This is a genomic window from Streptomyces sp. NPDC052301 (assembly GCF_044593395.1).
Classification (GTDB): Bacteria; Actinomycetota; Actinomycetes; order Streptomycetales; family Streptomycetaceae; genus Streptomyces.
In genome coordinates, this window is the sequence record NZ_JBIUBE010000015.1 from 109389 (window position 1) to 126566 (window position 17178).

At 71.7% G+C, this 17178-nt stretch carries 15 protein-coding genes; 7 read left to right on the forward strand and 8 right to left on the reverse strand.

Annotation, left to right across the window (positions count from 1 at the left end):
• Window positions 1-67: 67 nt before the first annotated feature.
• Window positions 68-2197, reverse strand: coding sequence for a WD40 repeat domain-containing protein (locus ACIHEJ_RS33055; protein ID WP_400141052.1), 2130 nt, complete (start codon window positions 2195-2197; stop codon window positions 68-70).
• A gap of 483 nt (window positions 2198-2680) precedes the next feature.
• Here ACIHEJ_RS33055 and ACIHEJ_RS33060 point away from each other — a divergent pair, with 483 nt between their 5' ends.
• Both ACIHEJ_RS33060 and ACIHEJ_RS33065 read left to right on the forward strand, forming a co-directional pair.
• Window positions 2681-2881, forward strand: coding sequence for a hypothetical protein (locus ACIHEJ_RS33060; RefSeq protein WP_400141054.1), 201 nt, complete (start codon window positions 2681-2683; stop codon window positions 2879-2881).
• A gap of 84 nt (window positions 2882-2965) precedes the next feature.
• Window positions 2966-3481 (forward strand): GNAT family N-acetyltransferase, encoded by a 516-nt coding sequence (locus ACIHEJ_RS33065; RefSeq protein ID WP_400141056.1) that lies wholly within the window; start codon window positions 2966-2968, stop codon window positions 3479-3481.
• Window positions 3482-3532: 51 nt separating this feature from the next.
• On the opposite strand, the gene ACIHEJ_RS33070 is transcribed toward ACIHEJ_RS33065, so the two are convergent.
• Window positions 3533-4744 (reverse strand): erythromycin esterase family protein, encoded by a 1212-nt coding sequence (locus ACIHEJ_RS33070; protein ID WP_400141058.1) that lies wholly within the window; start codon window positions 4742-4744, stop codon window positions 3533-3535.
• A gap of 58 nt (window positions 4745-4802) precedes the next feature.
• Between ACIHEJ_RS33070 and ACIHEJ_RS33075 the strand changes: the two genes are divergently transcribed.
• Entirely contained in the window at window positions 4803-5540 is a 738-nt protein-coding gene (locus tag ACIHEJ_RS33075) for a TioE family transcriptional regulator (RefSeq protein WP_400141060.1), read from the forward strand.
• A gap of 118 nt (window positions 5541-5658) precedes the next feature.
• Here the strand turns inward: ACIHEJ_RS33075 and ACIHEJ_RS33080 are convergent, their stop codons facing one another.
• From ACIHEJ_RS33080 to ACIHEJ_RS33090, 3 genes are all read right to left on the reverse strand, one after another.
• Window positions 5659-6597 (reverse strand): Ig-like domain-containing protein, encoded by a 939-nt coding sequence (locus tag ACIHEJ_RS33080; protein ID WP_400141243.1) that lies wholly within the window; start codon window positions 6595-6597, stop codon window positions 5659-5661.
• A 208-nt stretch (window positions 6598-6805) separates the two neighbouring features.
• Window positions 6806-7351 (reverse strand): EF-Tu/IF-2/RF-3 family GTPase, encoded by a 546-nt coding sequence (locus tag ACIHEJ_RS33085; protein ID WP_400141245.1) that lies wholly within the window; start codon window positions 7349-7351, stop codon window positions 6806-6808.
• 127 nt (window positions 7352-7478) lie between these two features.
• A complete protein-coding gene (locus ACIHEJ_RS33090) occupies window positions 7479-7958 on the reverse strand; it encodes a winged helix-turn-helix transcriptional regulator (protein ID WP_400141062.1) in 480 nt (159 codons plus the stop codon).
• Window positions 7959-8054: 96 nt separating this feature from the next.
• Here ACIHEJ_RS33090 and ACIHEJ_RS33095 point away from each other — a divergent pair, with 96 nt between their 5' ends.
• Window positions 8055-9476 carry an MFS transporter gene (locus ACIHEJ_RS33095; RefSeq protein WP_400141064.1) on the forward strand — a complete coding sequence of 474 codons (1422 nt, stop codon included), beginning with the start codon at window positions 8055-8057 and terminating at the stop codon, window positions 9474-9476.
• Window positions 9477-9524: 48 nt separating this feature from the next.
• Here ACIHEJ_RS33095 and ACIHEJ_RS33100 read toward each other — a convergent pair whose 3' ends face one another.
• Both ACIHEJ_RS33100 and ACIHEJ_RS33105 read right to left on the reverse strand, forming a co-directional pair.
• The gene (locus ACIHEJ_RS33100) at window positions 9525-10352 is read right to left on the reverse strand and encodes a maleylpyruvate isomerase family mycothiol-dependent enzyme (protein WP_400141066.1); all 828 of its coding nucleotides are present in this window, start codon (window positions 10350-10352) and stop codon (window positions 9525-9527) included.
• Window positions 10353-10472: 120 nt separating this feature from the next.
• A complete protein-coding gene (locus tag ACIHEJ_RS33105) occupies window positions 10473-11228 on the reverse strand; it encodes a hypothetical protein (protein ID WP_400141068.1) in 756 nt (251 codons plus the stop codon).
• Window positions 11229-11462: 234 nt separating this feature from the next.
• Here ACIHEJ_RS33105 and ACIHEJ_RS33110 point away from each other — a divergent pair, with 234 nt between their 5' ends.
• The gene (locus tag ACIHEJ_RS33110; RefSeq protein ID WP_400141069.1) at window positions 11463-12113 is read left to right on the forward strand and encodes an HAD family hydrolase; all 651 of its coding nucleotides are present in this window, start codon (window positions 11463-11465) and stop codon (window positions 12111-12113) included.
• 11 nt (window positions 12114-12124) lie between these two features.
• Here ACIHEJ_RS33110 and ACIHEJ_RS33115 read toward each other — a convergent pair whose 3' ends face one another.
• Window positions 12125-13264 carry a CapA family protein gene (locus tag ACIHEJ_RS33115; RefSeq protein WP_400141071.1) on the reverse strand — a complete coding sequence of 380 codons (1140 nt, stop codon included), beginning with the start codon at window positions 13262-13264 and terminating at the stop codon, window positions 12125-12127.
• Between the two features lie 726 nt (window positions 13265-13990).
• Between ACIHEJ_RS33115 and ACIHEJ_RS33120 the strand changes: the two genes are divergently transcribed.
• Both ACIHEJ_RS33120 and ACIHEJ_RS33125 read left to right on the forward strand, forming a co-directional pair.
• Entirely contained in the window at window positions 13991-14191 is a 201-nt protein-coding gene (locus tag ACIHEJ_RS33120; RefSeq protein ID WP_400141073.1) for a DUF6229 family protein, read from the forward strand.
• A gap of 145 nt (window positions 14192-14336) precedes the next feature.
• On the forward strand, window positions 14337-17171 hold the full coding sequence (locus ACIHEJ_RS33125) for a type 2 lanthipeptide synthetase LanM family protein (protein ID WP_400141075.1): 2835 nt from the start codon (window positions 14337-14339) through the stop codon (window positions 17169-17171).
• The last annotated feature ends 7 nt before the right edge of the window (window positions 17172-17178 follow it).

Here is a 17178-nt window from a genome sequence, read left to right on the forward strand (position 1 = left end):
TGTTGGCGATGTAGAGGGTGCTGCTTGCCGTTCGCCATGATCGCTCGCTTCCGGACGCGGGACCGCGTCACCGTCCTCGCGGCAACCACTCCACATCCGCCCGCTCCCAGCCGACCGGTACGAGCGCATCCACGGCGGTGGCATCGCCCAGCGCCAGCGCGGCGGCGGCAGAGACTTCGGGATGGGGATCACCGGCGGAGAGCGCCCGCAACAGCACGTCGGCCCTCGCGGCCCGTTCCGGCAGCGCCGCAACGAGCAGGGCGCCTGCCGTGCGCGTGGCGGGATCTTCCTCCTCCATCATGTCGGGGAGCACGGACGGGAGTTCCCCGAGCATCTGGCGGCCGACCCCGTGCCAGTGTCCCTCGCCCTCGTGCATGGCCCGGACGACGCGCAGTGCCAGGCCGAGCACCTGGCGCCGGACGTGGCAGGGGTGTGCACCGACTCCGACTGCCGAGCCGATCTGCGTCAGATAGACGAAGGCCAGTACCGCGGCCGAGCACAGCCCTCTTCGCGGGTCCAGGAGCAGGTCCAGCTCGGTGATGGCGCGTCGCGCGTCATCGGCGTCGCACGACAGCAGCTTCGCGAGATGCCGCGGCACGGCCTCCGGGTCGCCGTCCCTCGCACAGGCCGCGTCCTCGAAGGAGACCACCCGCAGCATGAGTTCACGAGCCGGCCAGAGCGCGTCGGCGTCGAGCTGGACGACGGCGTGTCCGCTCGGGCCGCCGACCGTCAGACGCAGCTCCGTGTCGAGGCGCAGCCCGGTGATGCCGGGGCCGAGGTCGAGGTCGGCGCGTTCGCCCGACGCGATGTCCCACAGGGCCACCACGTCATCGCGCCAGCACGCGGCGAGGACCGTCCCGGTGGCCACGGCGGTCAGCGCGAGCCCGGTGAGCGCCGGTCGCTGTCGCGCCACCTGCAGTGGCCCCTCGTCGGAGTCAGGCATCCAGAGGTACAGCGTCCCGTCACGGTGCCCGCTCGCGATCAGCGGTCCCTCGTCCGGAAGTTCGATACAGGCCAGGGCCGTTGCGGGTCCGGCCTGCGGGTCGGCGAGAAGGGGAACGGCGTCACCGTCGAGCCGGCGCGCTCGGAGCGTGCCGTTCTCGTCACTGGTGACGGCCAGGGTCCCGGACACGGTCCAGGAGCCGTCGCCGTCGCTCGCCGGAGATGTCCCGGTGCCAGGTTCCACGGTCTCCGGGGATCTCGAGAGTACCGTCCAGCGGCCGTTCTCGTCCGTGTCACCGGCAAGCAGCGCGATCGGCTTCGGGGCCTCCCGCACCGCACTGGGCGTCCTGATGCGGTCGGACCAGTCGAGGCCCATGCGGGCGCCCAGGCTCTCCAGCGCCTCCGCGGTGCGGCCGTGCACGGTCAACTCGAAGTCACCGTGCCCCGTGTCGTGGAACACGAGTGCGTCGGGCGCGCCGTACACGGTGATGTGCCGGCCGAGTTCCCGCCACGGCCGGAAGCCCAGCGCGGGCAGTTCCTCCTCGACCCAGCTCACGATCCGTTCGGTGTCGTCGTCGCCGTACACCGTCCAGCCGTAGTGGGAGGGCAGCCGCTGCACCGCGAGCTGCAGGAAGAACTCCGAGAGGGACCCCGCCTGGAGCACCCACTCCTTCTCGGAGACGCTGACCAGCACCCGTGGGTCCGGCAGACCTGCCTCGGCCGCCGGATACCCCCATTCGTTGCAGTACTCGTACTCGGCCTTGAACACGCACACCCGCCGGTCGGCACCGGCGGGCACCAGAGGCGAGTCGTCGGGCAGCCCACCCGCGACGCCGTATCCGCCCGGGTCGGGCCGCAGTGTCGGCGGGTACTCGGGGTTCGTCCAGTACAGGCGCGGGCTGTGCGTGAAGGAGTTGAACGGCAGCTCCCACCATTCGTCCAGCGCGGCCGGGACCGGCAGGCTCAGGTCCACGCTCTCGAACGGGTCGTCGTCCCCCTCGCCCGCCTCCTCGCCGCGAAGACGGCGCAGGTACAGCTTGTGCTCGCTCTCGGACCAGCGTTGCCAGGGAACGGCGTCCGCGGGCACCTCGTAGCCCCACTCCTCCTGGAAGCTCCGCAGGAGTTCCCACCGTGGTGCCGTGTCGGCGAGGTGCGCGGTGAACTCGGCCGGAGGTATCCGCTCACGCTCGCCCCAGCGTGGCATCACGCTCCTGAGGCGTTCCCCGAACCTGCCGTAGTCGATCACGCCGCTCATCAGGGCAGATTATGGCATGCCCCTGACGGATCGGTCGGGACGTCAACGCCTCACACGCCTCACGGCTCAGGCTCGAACGCCGTCGTGACCCCTCAGGTCACCATTCCGTACATCAGGTGCGGCACCGCGTCCGATGTCCCGTCCCCAGCCGACCAGTTCGTCGGATCGCTCACTCCCGGTCGTGCCATCGGTACGTCGCTCGCGGCCATGGCCGGGGCACCGGTCCACGACATGGGCCCGGACACGGGACACAGTCTCCTCGTGTCGCACGGAGCCTGCCTCCGGACCGTATCCACGGGCTCTCCGCCCGCACCAGCGCCGCGACCAGATCGAGTGGAGCGGCTCCCGGGCACCTACTACATCTACCCCGGTGCCACCGACCGCGCTCTGTGGCGGTACCGGGCGTTTCTGCGAACACCGGGGCGACGGCCCCTCCATCCGCAGGACGCGGAGTGTTCGTGCCGCGGCTGTTCCTTCGACGCCGTGCGGCATGCCCGCGACGTCCTGGAGGAGGTCCTGGGACAGCTGCCTCCCCGGCCGCGCTCAGAGCTGAAACGCCAACTGCGTGCTCTGGACAGCAGGTACGTCAGCCGCACGCTGCCGGATCCGTTCGCCGCGCATCGGCAGTGGCGCTCCGACCTGTGGTGGCGCCGCCGTCTGGCCGGCGGCCGGGTAGCCGGGTGAGAAGCCCGCCTCGGCAGGGCCCGTTCACCGGGCCTGCCCCGCGCCACGCGGCATACTCGTCGAACGTCCCCACCAGGAGGCACCGTGACCACGTTCAGCCCGGACCCCATCCGCACCAGCCGGCTGACCTTGCTCCCCCTGCGGGCCGAGTACGCCGACGAGATGGCCGTGGTGCTGTCCGACCCTGCCCTGCACACCTTCACCGGAGGCACTCCGGCAAGCGCCGAGGACCTGCGCGCCCGCTACGAACGCTGGGTGACCGGCTCGCCCGATCCTGCCGTAGCCTGGTGCAACTGGGTGATCCGGCTCCGCGACGAGGCCTGTATGACCGGCACGCTCCAGGCGACGATCACCACCGACGACCGCGGAGCCGCCGCGGAGATCGCGTGGGTGGTGGGAACTCCCTGGCAGCGGCGCGGCATAGCCACCGAGGCGGCCCAGGGCCTGGTCGCCCGGCTACGGCAACATCCGGTCCACACGGTCGTCGCCCACATCCACCCGGACCACAAGGCATCCGCCGCGGTCGCCGCCGCGGCGGGACTCACCCCCACCGACCAGCGGCACGACGGCGAGATCAGATGGCAGCTGACGATCGGCTGACCACGCTCGGCACACACGTGTGCCTGCCGCGAGGGCGCCGGGCTTCACCGGCTACCGCGGCAGGACGTCCTTGACGAACACGATCCCGTCATGTTCCGTCATGTGCGCAGGGTCCAGCGGGGAGTAGCCGAACCAGGGGGACACGCGGGGCGCGGGCGTCGCGTCGCCGAGGGCCGCGGCCAGCCGGCGGGTGTCGACGACGTACCGGTCCTCCGGGAGCGCGTACAGAAGCCCTTCGACGGTGTCCGGGGGCGGGGTGTCCACCCCGTGATGCCGGATCGTGCCGAGAGCCGTGGCCATGAAGGCGTACCCCTCGCCCAGTCGGGCGTTCACGATCGCCCCGGCGCTCCACCATTCCAGCGGCAGGCCGCTCATCTCCATCCTGCTCCTGTGCCGTTGGAGATGGCCGTTGTGGGCGTACGCCAGCGCCGGGCCGCGTTCGGCGGCGGCGAGCAGGTTGGCGGCCATCATCGACGCCCGCACGCCCAGCAGCTGTGCCAGGCGGCTCGGTGACGTGTCGGCCATCCAGAAGTGGTACCGCAGCAGTCCGGTGGCGGTACGACCGTACATGCGTGCCCGGTCCCAGTCGTCCGACGAGGACGTCGCGATCAGGTGTGGCACCTGCGTGTCGAGCAGGGCTACGAGGGCGTCGGCGAGCAGCCGCAGTCGTGCGGCTTCGGGTGTCTGCCCCACGGACCGGGTCGGGTCCGTCATGGCGGTGGAGTCGGTCCACCGGTCGTCGGCGCCGAGCAGGCGGTCGAGCGTTTCCGCGGTGCAGGGGAGCAGGCCGGCGTCCACCCGGGTGGTGAGGTAGGCGTGGAGCGCGGTGAGGGCCTGGCGGGGGCTCTCGGCTCCGGTCATCTCCAGCGGGCCGTCGAAACCGGCGAAGCGCACCCGCTCCGACTCGGGCCGGCCGTCGTTGTAGGCCCGCATCCAGCGCACGAGCTCGCGGTTGGCCGCAGACGCCCCGAGCCCGATCTCCGGATGGCTGAAGCCGCGCTCCATGACCTCGTCGAGGGTGCCGGTTCCCGAGGTGACGTAGTCGTCCACGACGAGGCCCCGCAGGCAGTCGCTCTCGATCGTGATCGTCCGGTAGCCCTCCTGCTCGACGAGTTGCCGGAAGAGATCGTTTCGCACCTCGAGCAGAACGTCCTCGCCATGGGTGGGCTCGCCCAGGGCAAGCAGTCGCGGCCGGGCCGGGAGCAACCCCATGACGGCACCGGCTTCGACGAGTTGGGCGGTGTTTTCGATGGCAGCGGTCATGCCCTCAACGCTATCGTTGAAGCTTCGGTTGAAACTTATCCGCGATATCGGCAGGACAGTGAGGCAAAACCCTCAATACGGTGCTCGGCTCAGGCCGGTTGACCTGGCGCGTGCGCACGGCCTGTCCACGCAGGCGGTCAGGAACTACGAGGCGGCCGGGATCCTGCCGGGCGCCGAACGCACTCCGCACGGCTACCGCACCTATACGCCGCTGCACGCACAGGCGCTGCGCGCCTTCCTCGCCCTCGTGCCCGGACACGGCCACCAGACGGCCACGTCGATCATGCAGTCGATCAACCGGGGCACGACGCAGGACGCTCTTCGGCTGATCGACGAAAGCCACGCCCAGCTCCTGGAGGACCGCCGCACCCTCCAGGCCGTCGAAGGCGCGCTGCGCGATCTCGGTCCTGTACCGCAGGAACGCGGCGACACGTTCGTCGGGCCGCTGGCGAGCAGGCTCGGCATCCGCCCGGCCACCCTGCGCACATGGGAACGCGCCGGTTTGGTCCACCCGCGCCGCGACCCGCAGACGGGCTACCGGGTCTACAGCGCGGCCGACGTGCGCGACGCGCTGCTCGTCCGCCAGCTCAGACGAGGCGGCTACCTGCTGGAGCAGATCGCTCCGCTGATCGTCCAAGTCCGCTCGGCCGGCGGCGTCGCCCCTCTGGAGTCGATGCTGCGCGACTGGCATGCCCGCCTCTCGGCCCGGGGCCGCGCCATGCTCACCGGTGCCGCCGCACTCGACGCCTACCTGGGCTGTCGACGGGACGACGCCGATCGGGGACGGGCCGAGTAGCGGGGGCGAGCGGGACATGCCGAAGGGCCGGCCGTCTCCGACCGGCCCGAAGGCGAGGGCGACGGTGGCCGTGCGGCCGACATCGTCGCGTGCTGAACGGCGGCGCCACCGCAGCGCGTCACAGCGTCGCGGTCGTCCCCTCACCGGACGCGCTGCCCGCGAGCCACTCGTCCCATCCCAGGTTGAAGTCGGCGTACCCGTTGTCGGCCGAGGCCTTGGCACGGGACGAGCCGGTGATGGTGACCGGGTCGCCCTGCTTGACCTGGCCGTAGAACCACTTGGCGTCCGACATGGACAGGTGGACGCAGCCGTGCGAGCCGCGGGCGCTTCCGCTGCCCGGGTTGGGGTCGCCGGTGGAGTAGTGCACGTAGGTGCCGGACTGGGTGAGGTGGACGTCCCAGGGCAGCGTGAGGTCGTAGTAGTTGGGGCTGCCCTTGTCGCAGCTGATACCGACGCTGCAGGAGGTCATGTGGACCTTCTCCTGCTTGTCGATGACGGCCATCGTGCCGTTCCACGTCGGGTACTGCGGGCTGCCCGCATTGATCGACAGGGTGCGCACCAGCTTGCCGCCCCGGGTCACCTTCATGGTGTGGCCGGTCACCGAGACGTCCGCGCGCACGTCGTCGCCGACCTTGAAGGTGTGCGTGTAGTTGTGCACGCCGTAGCGTCCGTTGCCGTTGCCGACGCCCGTCAGGTCGGCGTCGATCTTCACCGTCGTGCCGGAAGGCCAGTACGTCTTCGGCCGCCAGTCGGCACGCTTGTCGCCGAACCAGTGCCAGGCGCCGGCCACCGGCTGAGAGGCGCTCACCTTCATGTGCTTCTCGACCGTGGCCCGGGCCTTCGCCGCCACCGGGTTCGTGAAGACCACCGAGATCGGCATGGCCACGCCGACCGTGTTGCCGGTCTGCGGGGTGATCGTCTCCAGCAGCATCGGCGGGCCCGCGGGCTTCGTCGGTGAGGGAGAGGCGCTCGCACTCGGCTTGCCCGACGTCTTCGCGTCGCCGCCGCTCGCCTTGTCGCTGCCGCCTCCGCCGCAGGCAGTCGCGCCCACCAGCATCGCTCCCGTGACGAGTGCGATCCCTATGCTGCCCTTGCGCCGTCCCACGCTCTGCCCCGCTCTCTCGCTCCTCGGCCCTGACGGGCCCGACTTTCTGTCAGACAGCGTAGATCGGATCGCAGTTGCACCCGTCGTGTAAAGCGTGTCCCAAAAGTCGGTGCCCCCCGTTGGGCCGGGGGTCATGAGGGAGGGCCGCCGCCGGCGGGACTCAGTCCGGGAGCCGGGTCACGGTCCCCGAGCCGGCGGCCCGGCCGTGGTGCCGGAAGGCGAAGGGCTGTCCCTCTTCCAGGGCGACGGGCCGTTCGAGCGTGACCGTCACCGTGCCCTTGTGGAGTGGCGGCAGACGGGTCGTTTCCGGGGCCAGTGCCGCAGTACCCAGAACCACAGCGGCGCGCAGGTGGAACAGGAGGCGGTCACCGGTGCGCACTTCGGCAGCGCCTTGTTCCTCGGCCAGAAGGCTGAGGTCCGCCGTGAAGCCGGCATGTGCGCCGATGGACCCGGGCGCAGCGAGTACCTGTCCTCGCTCAGCGGCGCCCGCCGCCGCGCCGGGCAGCAACAGGCCCACGTTCATGTCGGCACTCGCCTCGTCGACACGTCGGCGGCTCGCCTCGATGTCTTCGACGGTGACGGTCACGCCGCCCTCGAAGCCGACGATCTCCACCTCGTCACCCCTGCGCACCCGCCCGCGCTCGATCCGCCCCGTCAGCATGACCCTCCGGCCCTGATCGCGGGGGAAGACATCCTCGACACCCATCAGGAACGGCTGCTCCGCTGCCTGCACCAGGTCCCCTCACCACTCACGGCCTCGAACGGACGGCCGACGTCACCAGCTGCCTGACCTGCGTCTCCGAGAGGCTCCGCCGCTCAGGAAACCGCACGGTCTATGGAGCCTGCACCGGGCCGGACCGGTCCCAGCCGGGGATCATCTCCTCCCGGTGGACGTCCTCGGCGTGGACCCGCTCTCCGCAGGTCTCACAGGCCGGGCGGGTGACGAGTTCGTGGTCCCGGTGACGGAATCGGACGGGCGGCGAGGTGACGGCCCAGCGGTCGCCCCAGCCGATGAGCTCACGGGTGACGCCCGCCAGGTCGCGCCCCGCCTCCGTCAGGTAGTAGCCGCTGTGGCGTGCGTCGTCCGGCAGCGGGCGCCGTTCGAGGACACCGCTCTCCACCAGTGCCTTCAGCCGCGCCGCCAGGCGGTCCGTGGGGGCGCCGGTGTTCCTGGCGATCTGCCGGAATCGGTGGTTGCCGAGCATGACCTCGCGGATCGCCGGCAGGGCCCAGCGGTCGCCGACGACCTGGAGGGCGGCGGCGAGCGAGCAGGGGCGTCCGGCCATGTCCTGGGGATCGATGCGGTGGGTCACGGCCCCAGTATCGCTCCACTGGGGTTTGATTTCCAAACCATGCCGTGCTTGGGTTGTGTCATGCCCCTGATGCTTCGATTTTCAAAGCAACCCGGAGTGGCCACCGTGGTCGTCCTGGTGGCCGTCTTCATGACCAACCTGGATCTGTGGATCGTCAACGTGGCACTCCCGGCCATGGGAGCGACCTTCTCGGGAGGCGGCAGGGGCGCGAGCCTCGGTGCGCTGTCGTGGGTCCTCAACGCGTACGCGATCACCCTTGCCGCGCTGCTGGTGGTGGCCGGGCGTGCCGGTGACCGCGTGGGCCAGCGGCCGGTCTTCCTCACCGGGATCGCCGTCTTCACCCTCGCGTCACTGGGCTGTGCCCTGGCCCCGAACCTGGGGACTCTCGTTGTGGCCCGGGTGGTGCAGGCCGTCGGGGCGTCCGCCCAGATCCCCACCTCCCTCGCCCTGCTGCTGGCGACGGTGCCGGCCGAACGCCGCACCCGCGCCACCCGGAGCTGGGCCGCCGTCGGCGGTCTCGCAGCGGCCGCCGGACCCGTCGCCGGTGGCCTCCTGGTCGAGGTCGACTGGAGGTGGGTCTTCGCCGTCAACCTGCCCATCGGTATCGCGGCGTTCCTCGCAGGCCGATCGGTCCTGCCCAGGCCGGCCGCGCGAGAGGCCGGCCCGCTGCCCGACCTCCTCGGTGCCCTGCTGGTCAGCTTCTCGGTCGCGGCACTGTCCGGCGCACTGGTGCAGGCACCCGATTGGGGCTGGACGAGCGGCAGGACCGTACTGCTGCTGGCCGTTGCCGTGATCGGCGGCGCCGCATTCGTCCTCAGGTCCCTGCGGCACCCCCACCCCTTGTTCGAGCTGCACCTGCTGCGACTGCCCCGCTTCGGCGCGGCGAACGCGGGCTCCCTCGTGTTCGGCGTCGCCTTCGCGATCATGCTGCTGTCGAACGTGCTGTGGTGCCAGGAGGTCTGGCACTGGAGCGCGCTGCGCACGGGTGTGGCCCTGGTCCCCGGTCCCGCCCTCGTGCCGGTCGTCACCCTGCTGACCGCCCGCGCCGCGCAGCGCTTCGGGCACGGTCCGCTGATCGCAGCGGGCGGATTGCTGTTCACCGATGGCATGGTCTGGCGCGCGTGCTTCGCGTCCGTCACGCCGGACTATCTGCGTGACCTGCTGCCCAGTCAGATCATGACCGGTACGGGTGTCGGACTGGCCCTCGGCACTCTGGTGGCCGCCGGTGTGCACGCCCTGCCGGGCCATCGTGCGGCGACCGGCTCGGCGCTGGTCAACTCCGTCCGCCAGATCTCGGCCACGGTCGGCGTCGCCGTACTGGTCGCGGTGGTCGGCTCCCACGTCGGTGCTGCCTCACGGCACGACTTCCGGATCGTCTGGTGCGCAGCCGCCCTACTGAGCCTGGCGACCTCGGCGATCGGTGTGCACCTCGGCCGGAGCGCCGGCTCGAACCGGACGGCGTCCACCCCGTCGACGGAGCCCGAGGCGGACGCGCAGGCCCTGGCGGACGCGCCCTGACCGACCGCTTGGGGGCCGATGTCCTCGAGGGCAGGCATGCGAGGTGGCTCAGGGAGCGGTGAACAGGGTCGGAAAACGAGGCGCCAGCCACGGCCGAGGCCCCCAGGCGAGAACCTGCCCCCGGCCGATGGCGTGCCAGGGATTCAGCCGGCCCAGTGCGATGAGCAGGAAGGCGACGGGATCGAGCAGGATGGTGCAGTCCGCGCGCTGCGGCGGCGGATCCGCTGTCACCTGCACGACGCCGTCGGCCAGAGACACGCCGAACGCCTCGCCCCCGCGCAGCCGGATCCGGTAACGGGCCGTGAGCCCGGCCGTGGCCGCGGGGTCCGCCACACGTGGCATGACCGAGAGCATGAACGGCATGCACAGGCCCACCCGCACCGGGTCGATCATGTGCGGACGCCTCAGGGCGCGAGCCAGGTCGTATCCATGGCCGAGCATGTGCGTGAGGAGGTACGACGCGAGAACGGACCGGTTCATCACGCCCAGGGGCGTGGCTGGTGCCGGGCCGTCGGCCGCCGGATGTGACACGGTGTCCAGGAACGCCTCGGCCTGCTCCGTGATCATCGTTGCGAGAGGCTCCGCCCGGCGCTCCCCGAAGAGGGCGAGGGACTCCGCGTTGGCCGCGGCGAGGCTCTGGGGCGTTCCGTCACCGTAGGGGCGCTCACGCCCGGCTGCCAGGTCGGCCATCAATGCGTTGGCCGTGGCCAGATGGGCGGCGGCCTCGCCGACGGTCCACTCCGATCCCGGTACGGCAAGCGCCGTGTCGCTCGCGCTCCGGACCAGCGTGGCGATCTCCTCGGCGGTGCCCCGGATCGCCTGTCCCAACCCGTCGGGCAAGGGCCATGAGCCGTCCTGCCGTACCGTCGTGTGCACGTTGCTCGCTCCACTCCCACCCGCTCGGCACGCCGACGTGCCCGAGGCGCTGGTACCCAACCAGACTCGGGGGCGCGCGGCAAGCCCCCGCGAGCCCCCCGCTTCGGCCCTGGCGCCGGGTCAGCCGAGCTTCCGCAGCACTTGGGCGATGTTGGCCCGGTACGTCCGCAACGCCTGGAGGGCGGCGGCGTAGCGGTCGCGGTGGCGTGTGATGTCGGCGGCCTGCTTCCGGGCCCGGACGGTGTGCCAGACCTCGGCCGTACGGTGGCGGCGCTTGCAGGTGACGTCCGCGACGGCGGTGGCCCGTTCCCGCTCGGTATGCCGGGTGTTGCCGTCGCTGCCGCGGTGCCAGGCGTCGTCCGTGTACGCCGCGACAGGGTCGGGATAGCGGGCGAATCCCTGTTCCGCGACACAGCGGGACCACGCGTCCCAGGCCGCGCGCAGGCGCGGGTCGCGCTTGACCGCCTTGTCGACCTCGGCCTGCCGCGTGGCCGCGTAGAGCCAGTCCCGCTCGAGGTCGACGCCACGCATCAGCCGCCGGCTCGCCTCGGCGTTGCAGGCGGGGAGATCCGCATACTCGGCGGAAGTCATCCGGCGGCCCTTCGGCTGCGGGACCAGGGGCTTCGCCGGATCCCAGCCGTAGCCCCAGCGGCGGGCGGTGTCGAGATCGAGGGCGCCGTAGTCGGTGGCGACCGCGGTGGCGACGACGGGGTCGGCGGGGTAGCGGGGGTCGAGCGGGAAGTCCTGGTGGCCGCGGTCGGCCATGCACTGCCGGACCAGCAACGCCGATGCCCGCTGGGATCGTCGGTAGTCCTGTGAGGTGTAGCCGTAGCGGTCGGCCGGGAGGGGGCCGAGGTCCGGCGCTGTCCGGATCATCCCTGCGTGTTCCGGTCCTGAGGCACAGAACGCCGCCAGCACCGTGACCCCTGCCGCGGCACCCAGCCGCCACCCCCGCGTCGCCATGCCACGAGATGCTAACGGGCGGCCTGCACGGGACCGGCCGCGGCCCCGACGAGCCGTGCGCGCAGGCCGGGCGCGTCCCGGCCGGCGTGCGCGCATGCCTCCGGGTCTCCTCGCCCGGCCGCCCGTGGATCCCTCTATGCTGCTCCGATGATCAAGCCGATCGAACTGGTGATATTCGACTGCGACGGGGTTCTCGTCGACAGCGAGCGCATCGCCGCCCGGGTTCAAGTGACGCTCGGTGCGCAACTGGGCTGGCCGCTCACCGAGGACGAGGTGGTGGCCCGGTTCATCGGGCGTTCGCACGCCGCCATCCGCGAGCAGGTCGCCGAACGGCTCGGTCACGAGACAGCCGCGGTCTGGGCGGAGCGATTCGAGCGACTGCACCGCGAGGCGGTGGACGCCGGGATCGCTCCGGTCGAGGGGCTGCTCGAAGCGCTCGAAGAGATCACGCTGCCGACCTGCGTGGCCTCCAGCGGCTCCCACGAGAAGATGCGTCACACCCTGGGCCGCACCGGTTTGTACGAGCGTTTCGAGGGCCGTATTCACAGCTCGACGGAGGTGGCGCGCGGCAAGCCCGCTCCCGACCTCTTCCTCTACGCCGCCGAGCGGATGGGCGTCGCTCCGGCCGCATGCGTGGTGGTCGAGGACAGCCGTCCCGGGGTCCGGGCCGCCCGGGCTGCCGGCATGCGTGCCCTCGGCTATGCCGGCGGCCTCACCCCGGTCGAACACCTCGAAGGTCCCGGCACCGTCGTCTTCCACGACATGCGCAAGCTGCCCGCTCTGCTGAGGGAATGCTGACACAGGCAGCGCTACGGCTGCCGGATCGTCCCGTCCGACGAGATGCGGGCGGCGTGTGAACCGAAGTCCTCCTCCGACACGCCGGAGACGAGATCGATCCCGTCACCGCCCGGCTCCGGCGTCCCCGGCTCCACGATCTCGGTCGGGTGCAGGCGCCCGGACACGTAGGAGCCGTCGGCGCGGAGGGTGACGTGCAGAACGCCGCTGACGGAGAGGGTGCCGCCGAGGCCGAGAACCTTGTAGCCGGAGAAGTTGCCCAGGCTGTAGGCGATCAGCCGGCCCTTGTAGAACTCCATCCCCCGCATCACGTGCGGACCGCTGCCGACGACGAGATCCGCGCCGGCGTCGATCACCGCGCGGCTGAAGCGGTAGCAGTCGCCGCGGTCCTCGCCGAGGAAGTACTCGGTGCCGGGCTCCACGTGGGTGTGGTCCGAGCCCTCCGCGCCGGCGTGCATCGTGACGATCACGACGTCCGCCATCTTCGCGGCGCGGGCCGTGAGTCGCTTGGCGGCCGGCAGGTTCGTGAGGTCGTTCGCGCCTCGGTCGGGGGCGAACCCGATCACGGCGACCCGGAGGCCGTTCACCCGCTGGACGGTGATCTGGCCCAGGCGGCCGGTGTACGGCAGATGCGCGGAGCGCAGGGCGGCGAACGTCTCGCGCCGCCCCTCCGCCCCGAAGTCGTCGATGTGATTGTTCGCCACGTTCATGACGGTGAAGCCGGCCTTCTTGAGCCAGTGGCTGTAGGACGGCGGGGCGTGGAACGCGAAGCAGTGCGGGCTGTCGTTGTCGTCGCACTTGCTGGGGCCGCCGTAGGTGAGCGTGCCCTCCAGGTTCCCGAGCACCACGTCACCGGCGAGCAGGTCGTCGACCGGGTCGAAGAACGAGGCGCCGTCGTCCGGCGGCAGGTCGTCCGGCAGCGAGCCCATCACGATGTCTCCTACGGCGGCGATCCGTACATCGCCGGTGGGGCGTGGCGGCGCTGCGGCCGGCGGTGCGGCCGGTGTCCCGGAGGCCGTGGACCGGGTTGTCCGTGGGGGAGTCAACGCGGAGTCGGCGGGGGCCGGGTCCGTGGAGCCGTCGCGGATGGCGAACGCCGCAACGACCATGCCGATCCCGACCAGACCGAGGACGAGCGGGCGGTGACGATGCACCGCCTTCTTCGGCCCATGACGTCGGGCGCTCCGTTTGCCGGACCTGATCATCGGCTCATATTACGAAGCGTGCGCCCATCCTCCACGCAAGGTGAGCGACGGCGTGTTCCTGACGCTGCGACAGAGCACGGTCCGAGTCCGTCCGCCGCGGCCGCCGTGTCGTCCGCACCGTCCTCGGTCACCGTCCGACCTCGACAGCTGCATCGTCCATGCCTGCCGACGACCGGGCTGCATGCGAACGGCGGATGAGCTGGGACGGCCGGTCGCGCTGCGATCGGTCACGGCCGGCGGGGCCGACGCCGTAGACCTGCCGGCACCTCTCCCGACGGCACCGACCGCAAGGAGGAAACAGGGCAGGTCACATGGCGCCGGGGACGGAGGGCCGGCCGCCGACGCGACGCCAGCCGCATCCGACTGCGGCCGACCCTCACATCGCGTGGCCGCGGAGGCCGGCCGGGCCCTGTGGCATGCGCGGCATCGGCACGGCACAGCGCGGTCGGGCCCCTCCGCTCGCTCCCATGCGCCGCCCGATGTGGTCGGCCTGTCGAACGGCGCCCTTGACCTCGGCCGACGCTGAACCGTGATGTCGAGCCACCGGTCCCGCGAGCCCCGAACACCTCACACTGCGCAGGCGACTGTGGCCGGATTGGCCGTCTCACACCTGCCCGCCCCCCAACATACTCAAAGCCTGCACATTCCATCCCTTGTCACCTTCGGAGGTCGTCCATGCCCCAGAGCAGTGTGCAGGCCCACGCGGTGCTCGACGCCTGGCTGACGGGCGCCGAGAACGCGTTCGGCCAGCTGAACCCCGCCGGCCCGCTCTATGTCGGCGGCTCCGCCGCCGAGGCCGCTCTCACCGACCCCAGCGACTCGCTCTACGGCTTCTGTTCCAGCCCGAGCGGGTCGCACGGCAGCTGGTGCTGCTGACCGTCCTGTCGGTCTGACCCCCTGCGCCTTACGGGGCGTCAGACGGCCGGCCGAAGAACTCCGGCGCGGGGAACGGCTCTGCGTTCTCCGCGCCTCGGAGCACCTCGCAGTACGGCCCAGTACGACGACGAGAGGGAGACCGAGGGTGAGCGCAGTGGCACCGCACGAGCAGCACGACAAGGCCGACTCCTCGGGGTTCGCCCGACCCGTGCGGCGCATCGCCCGTCCGTGGCGGGACCGACTGGCCCACCGCCTGGCAGGAGTGGAGGGCCTGGACCGGGCGGAGCGGGACGTGGTCCTGGAAGCCGGACACGACGCCCTCCTGCAGTCCCTGCACGCGAAGCTGTCCCGGCTCTTCCTGATCGAACTGCACGCGCTGCGCCTGGCCGCAGGCAACGGCCCCGTCGAGGCCGCAGCCGACACGGAGACCTGGGCGGCGTTCATCGAGGAAGCCGACCAGGACCGTTACCTCGACCGGCTGGCGCACCGTTACCCGGCCGTCGGCCCCCGGATCTCGGCCGTCGCGCGCCTGTGGACGACGGCCACGGCCGCGTTCGCGGAACGGCTCGCGGCGGACCGCGAGCTGCTGCGTCCGCTGCTGGAAGGAGACGCGGGCGCCGTGCGTGCGGTCTCCTTCGGCGCGGGCGACAGCCACCGAGGCGGACTCACCGTCACCCGGATCGACTTCGACGGCGGCACCGTCATGTACAAACCCCGTCCGTCCGAGGCGGACGTGGCGCTCGGTGCACTGCTGGAGGAACTGTTCGCTTCACTCCCCGACGCCCCGGCACCGCAGGAGCGCATCCGCGTCCCGCGGACGCTCGCGTGCGCCGGTTACGGATGGGCCGAATTCGTCCGCCACCGCTACTGCGCCGACGACGCCGAACTCGCCGCGTTCTACCGCAACGTCGGCCACTGGCTCGCCGTGCTCCGCTTCACCGGCGGAACCGACATGCACGCCGAGAACATGATCGCCGACGGGCCGGTGCCGGTGATCGTGGACGCCGAGACGCTCTTCGACGCCCCCGCGCCCTTCCCGCCCAGCGGCCGAGGCGACGCGGTCGACGTGGCCGCGGCCGCCATCCGCCGCACGGTGCTGCGGACCGGGCTGCTCCCCGTGCGCGGCACCGGTTTCGCGCTCGGCGGGGTCGACATCTCCGGCGTCGGTTCGCTGCCCGGCCAACAGCCGCTCATCCCCAACCCGGTGATCGCGGACGCCGGAACCGCGGCGGCCCGCTTCCAGGTGGACCTCGTGGCGATGCCCGTCGCCGGCAACCACCCCAGCCCGACACCGGTGCTGAGCGCCTACTGGGACCGTGTCCTCGACGGATTCCGCGAGATGACCGCACACCTGCGCCGGCCCGGAACGGATCCGGCCGAGCTGCTGCGCCGCTTCGAAGGAGCCTGGGCGCGCCGTATCCTGCGGCCCACACAGGCCTACGTCGACATCGGCCGGATGCTGTGGCATCCGGCGTCCCTGCACGACGAGCCGGCGGCCGTCGAGCGAGCAAGAGACATCCTGCGGCGCAACGCCGAAGTCCTGCCAGGAGCACCGTCGGACCGGGCGACCGTCGACGCTGAGACAGCCGACCTGCTCGCAGGCGACGTACCGATGTTCGGGTTCACGGTGGACGAGGCCGCGATCCGGAACACCGTCGAGGACTGGCGCACCGCAGACCTGGCACTCGAGGAGTCGACGATCCAGGATGCGCTCGTGGGCGCCTACCTCAACGAGCGTTCGCTGCCCGCGCGGGTGCAGGCCGCGGCCCGCGATCCGCATGCCCGCGACCGGGAGCGGCGCCGCCGTGCGCTGGCGGCCGAGATGGTACGGCGGCTGTCCGAGGGGGCGGTGCGCGGGGACGACGGTACGGTCACCTGGATCAGCCCGGTCTTCACCCCCGCGGGCTGGTCCATCCGCGTGCTCCCCGCGGACCTGTACACAGGCCAGGGCGGTGTGGTGCTCACCCTCGCCGAGTACCTGAAGGAGGAACGGGCCGGGCGGGCGGACACGGTTCCGGGTGCCGCCGAACTCTTCGAAGGGGCGCTGCGGGTCCTCGTCAGCACCGAGGACCGCACCCCCACGCCGTCTCCCGGCGCGTTCAGCGGCGCGGCCTCGCAGGTGTGGACCTGGATGGCGCTGCACCGGGTCACGCGGGAGGAGTGGATGCTCGAACGGGCCGCGGAACGCGCGTCGTTGCTCATGCCGGGCGCCCGGCTCGTCGAGGACGACATCGAGGTGGATCTGCTGAACGGCGCGGCCGGTGCGGTCGTACCCCTGCTCAATCTCGCGGGTGCGACCGGACAGGACCGCTGGCTGGACGCCGCCGCCCACATCGGGCGCCGGCTCGCCGGGCAGGTCACGCTGGACGCGAGTGGCGCCCGCTGGACCACCCGCCTCAACCCCGAAGGCATCGGCGGTTTCGCCCACGGCGCCACCGGCCTCGGCTGGGCGCTGGCCCGGCTCGCGCTGGGCGAGGCCGGATCCGCCGCCGAACGGCGCGGCTGGGACGACCTCGCCCGACAGGCCTTCGCCTACCAGGAATCGCTCTACCAGCCGGAGGCGGGCAACTGGCTCGACGCCCGCGTCGGCGCCGAGGAAGACTTCTTCACCAGCTGGTGCCACGGCAGCGCGGGGATCGGCGTCGGGATGCTCGACCTCCACCGGCGGACCGGTGACCCCGCCCGCCTCGACATGGCCGAACGGGCCGCGCACGCCTGCGCCGCGGAGGGTTTCGGCTGGAGCCACACCCTGTGCCACGGTGACCTCGGCCTCTGGCAGTTCCTGACCTCCCTCGGCCACGGAACACCCTCCGGCCTCGACGGCGAGATCCTCACCGGGCTGGAACAACGCGGCCCGGTCGGCGGCCTGGCCCGAGAGGCGTTCTCCCCGAGCCTGATGTCGGGCCTCTCCGGAGTCCTGCACACCCTGCTGCGCATGCACCACGAGTCCGACCTGCCCGATCCCCTCGTCCTCGACTGAGACCGTC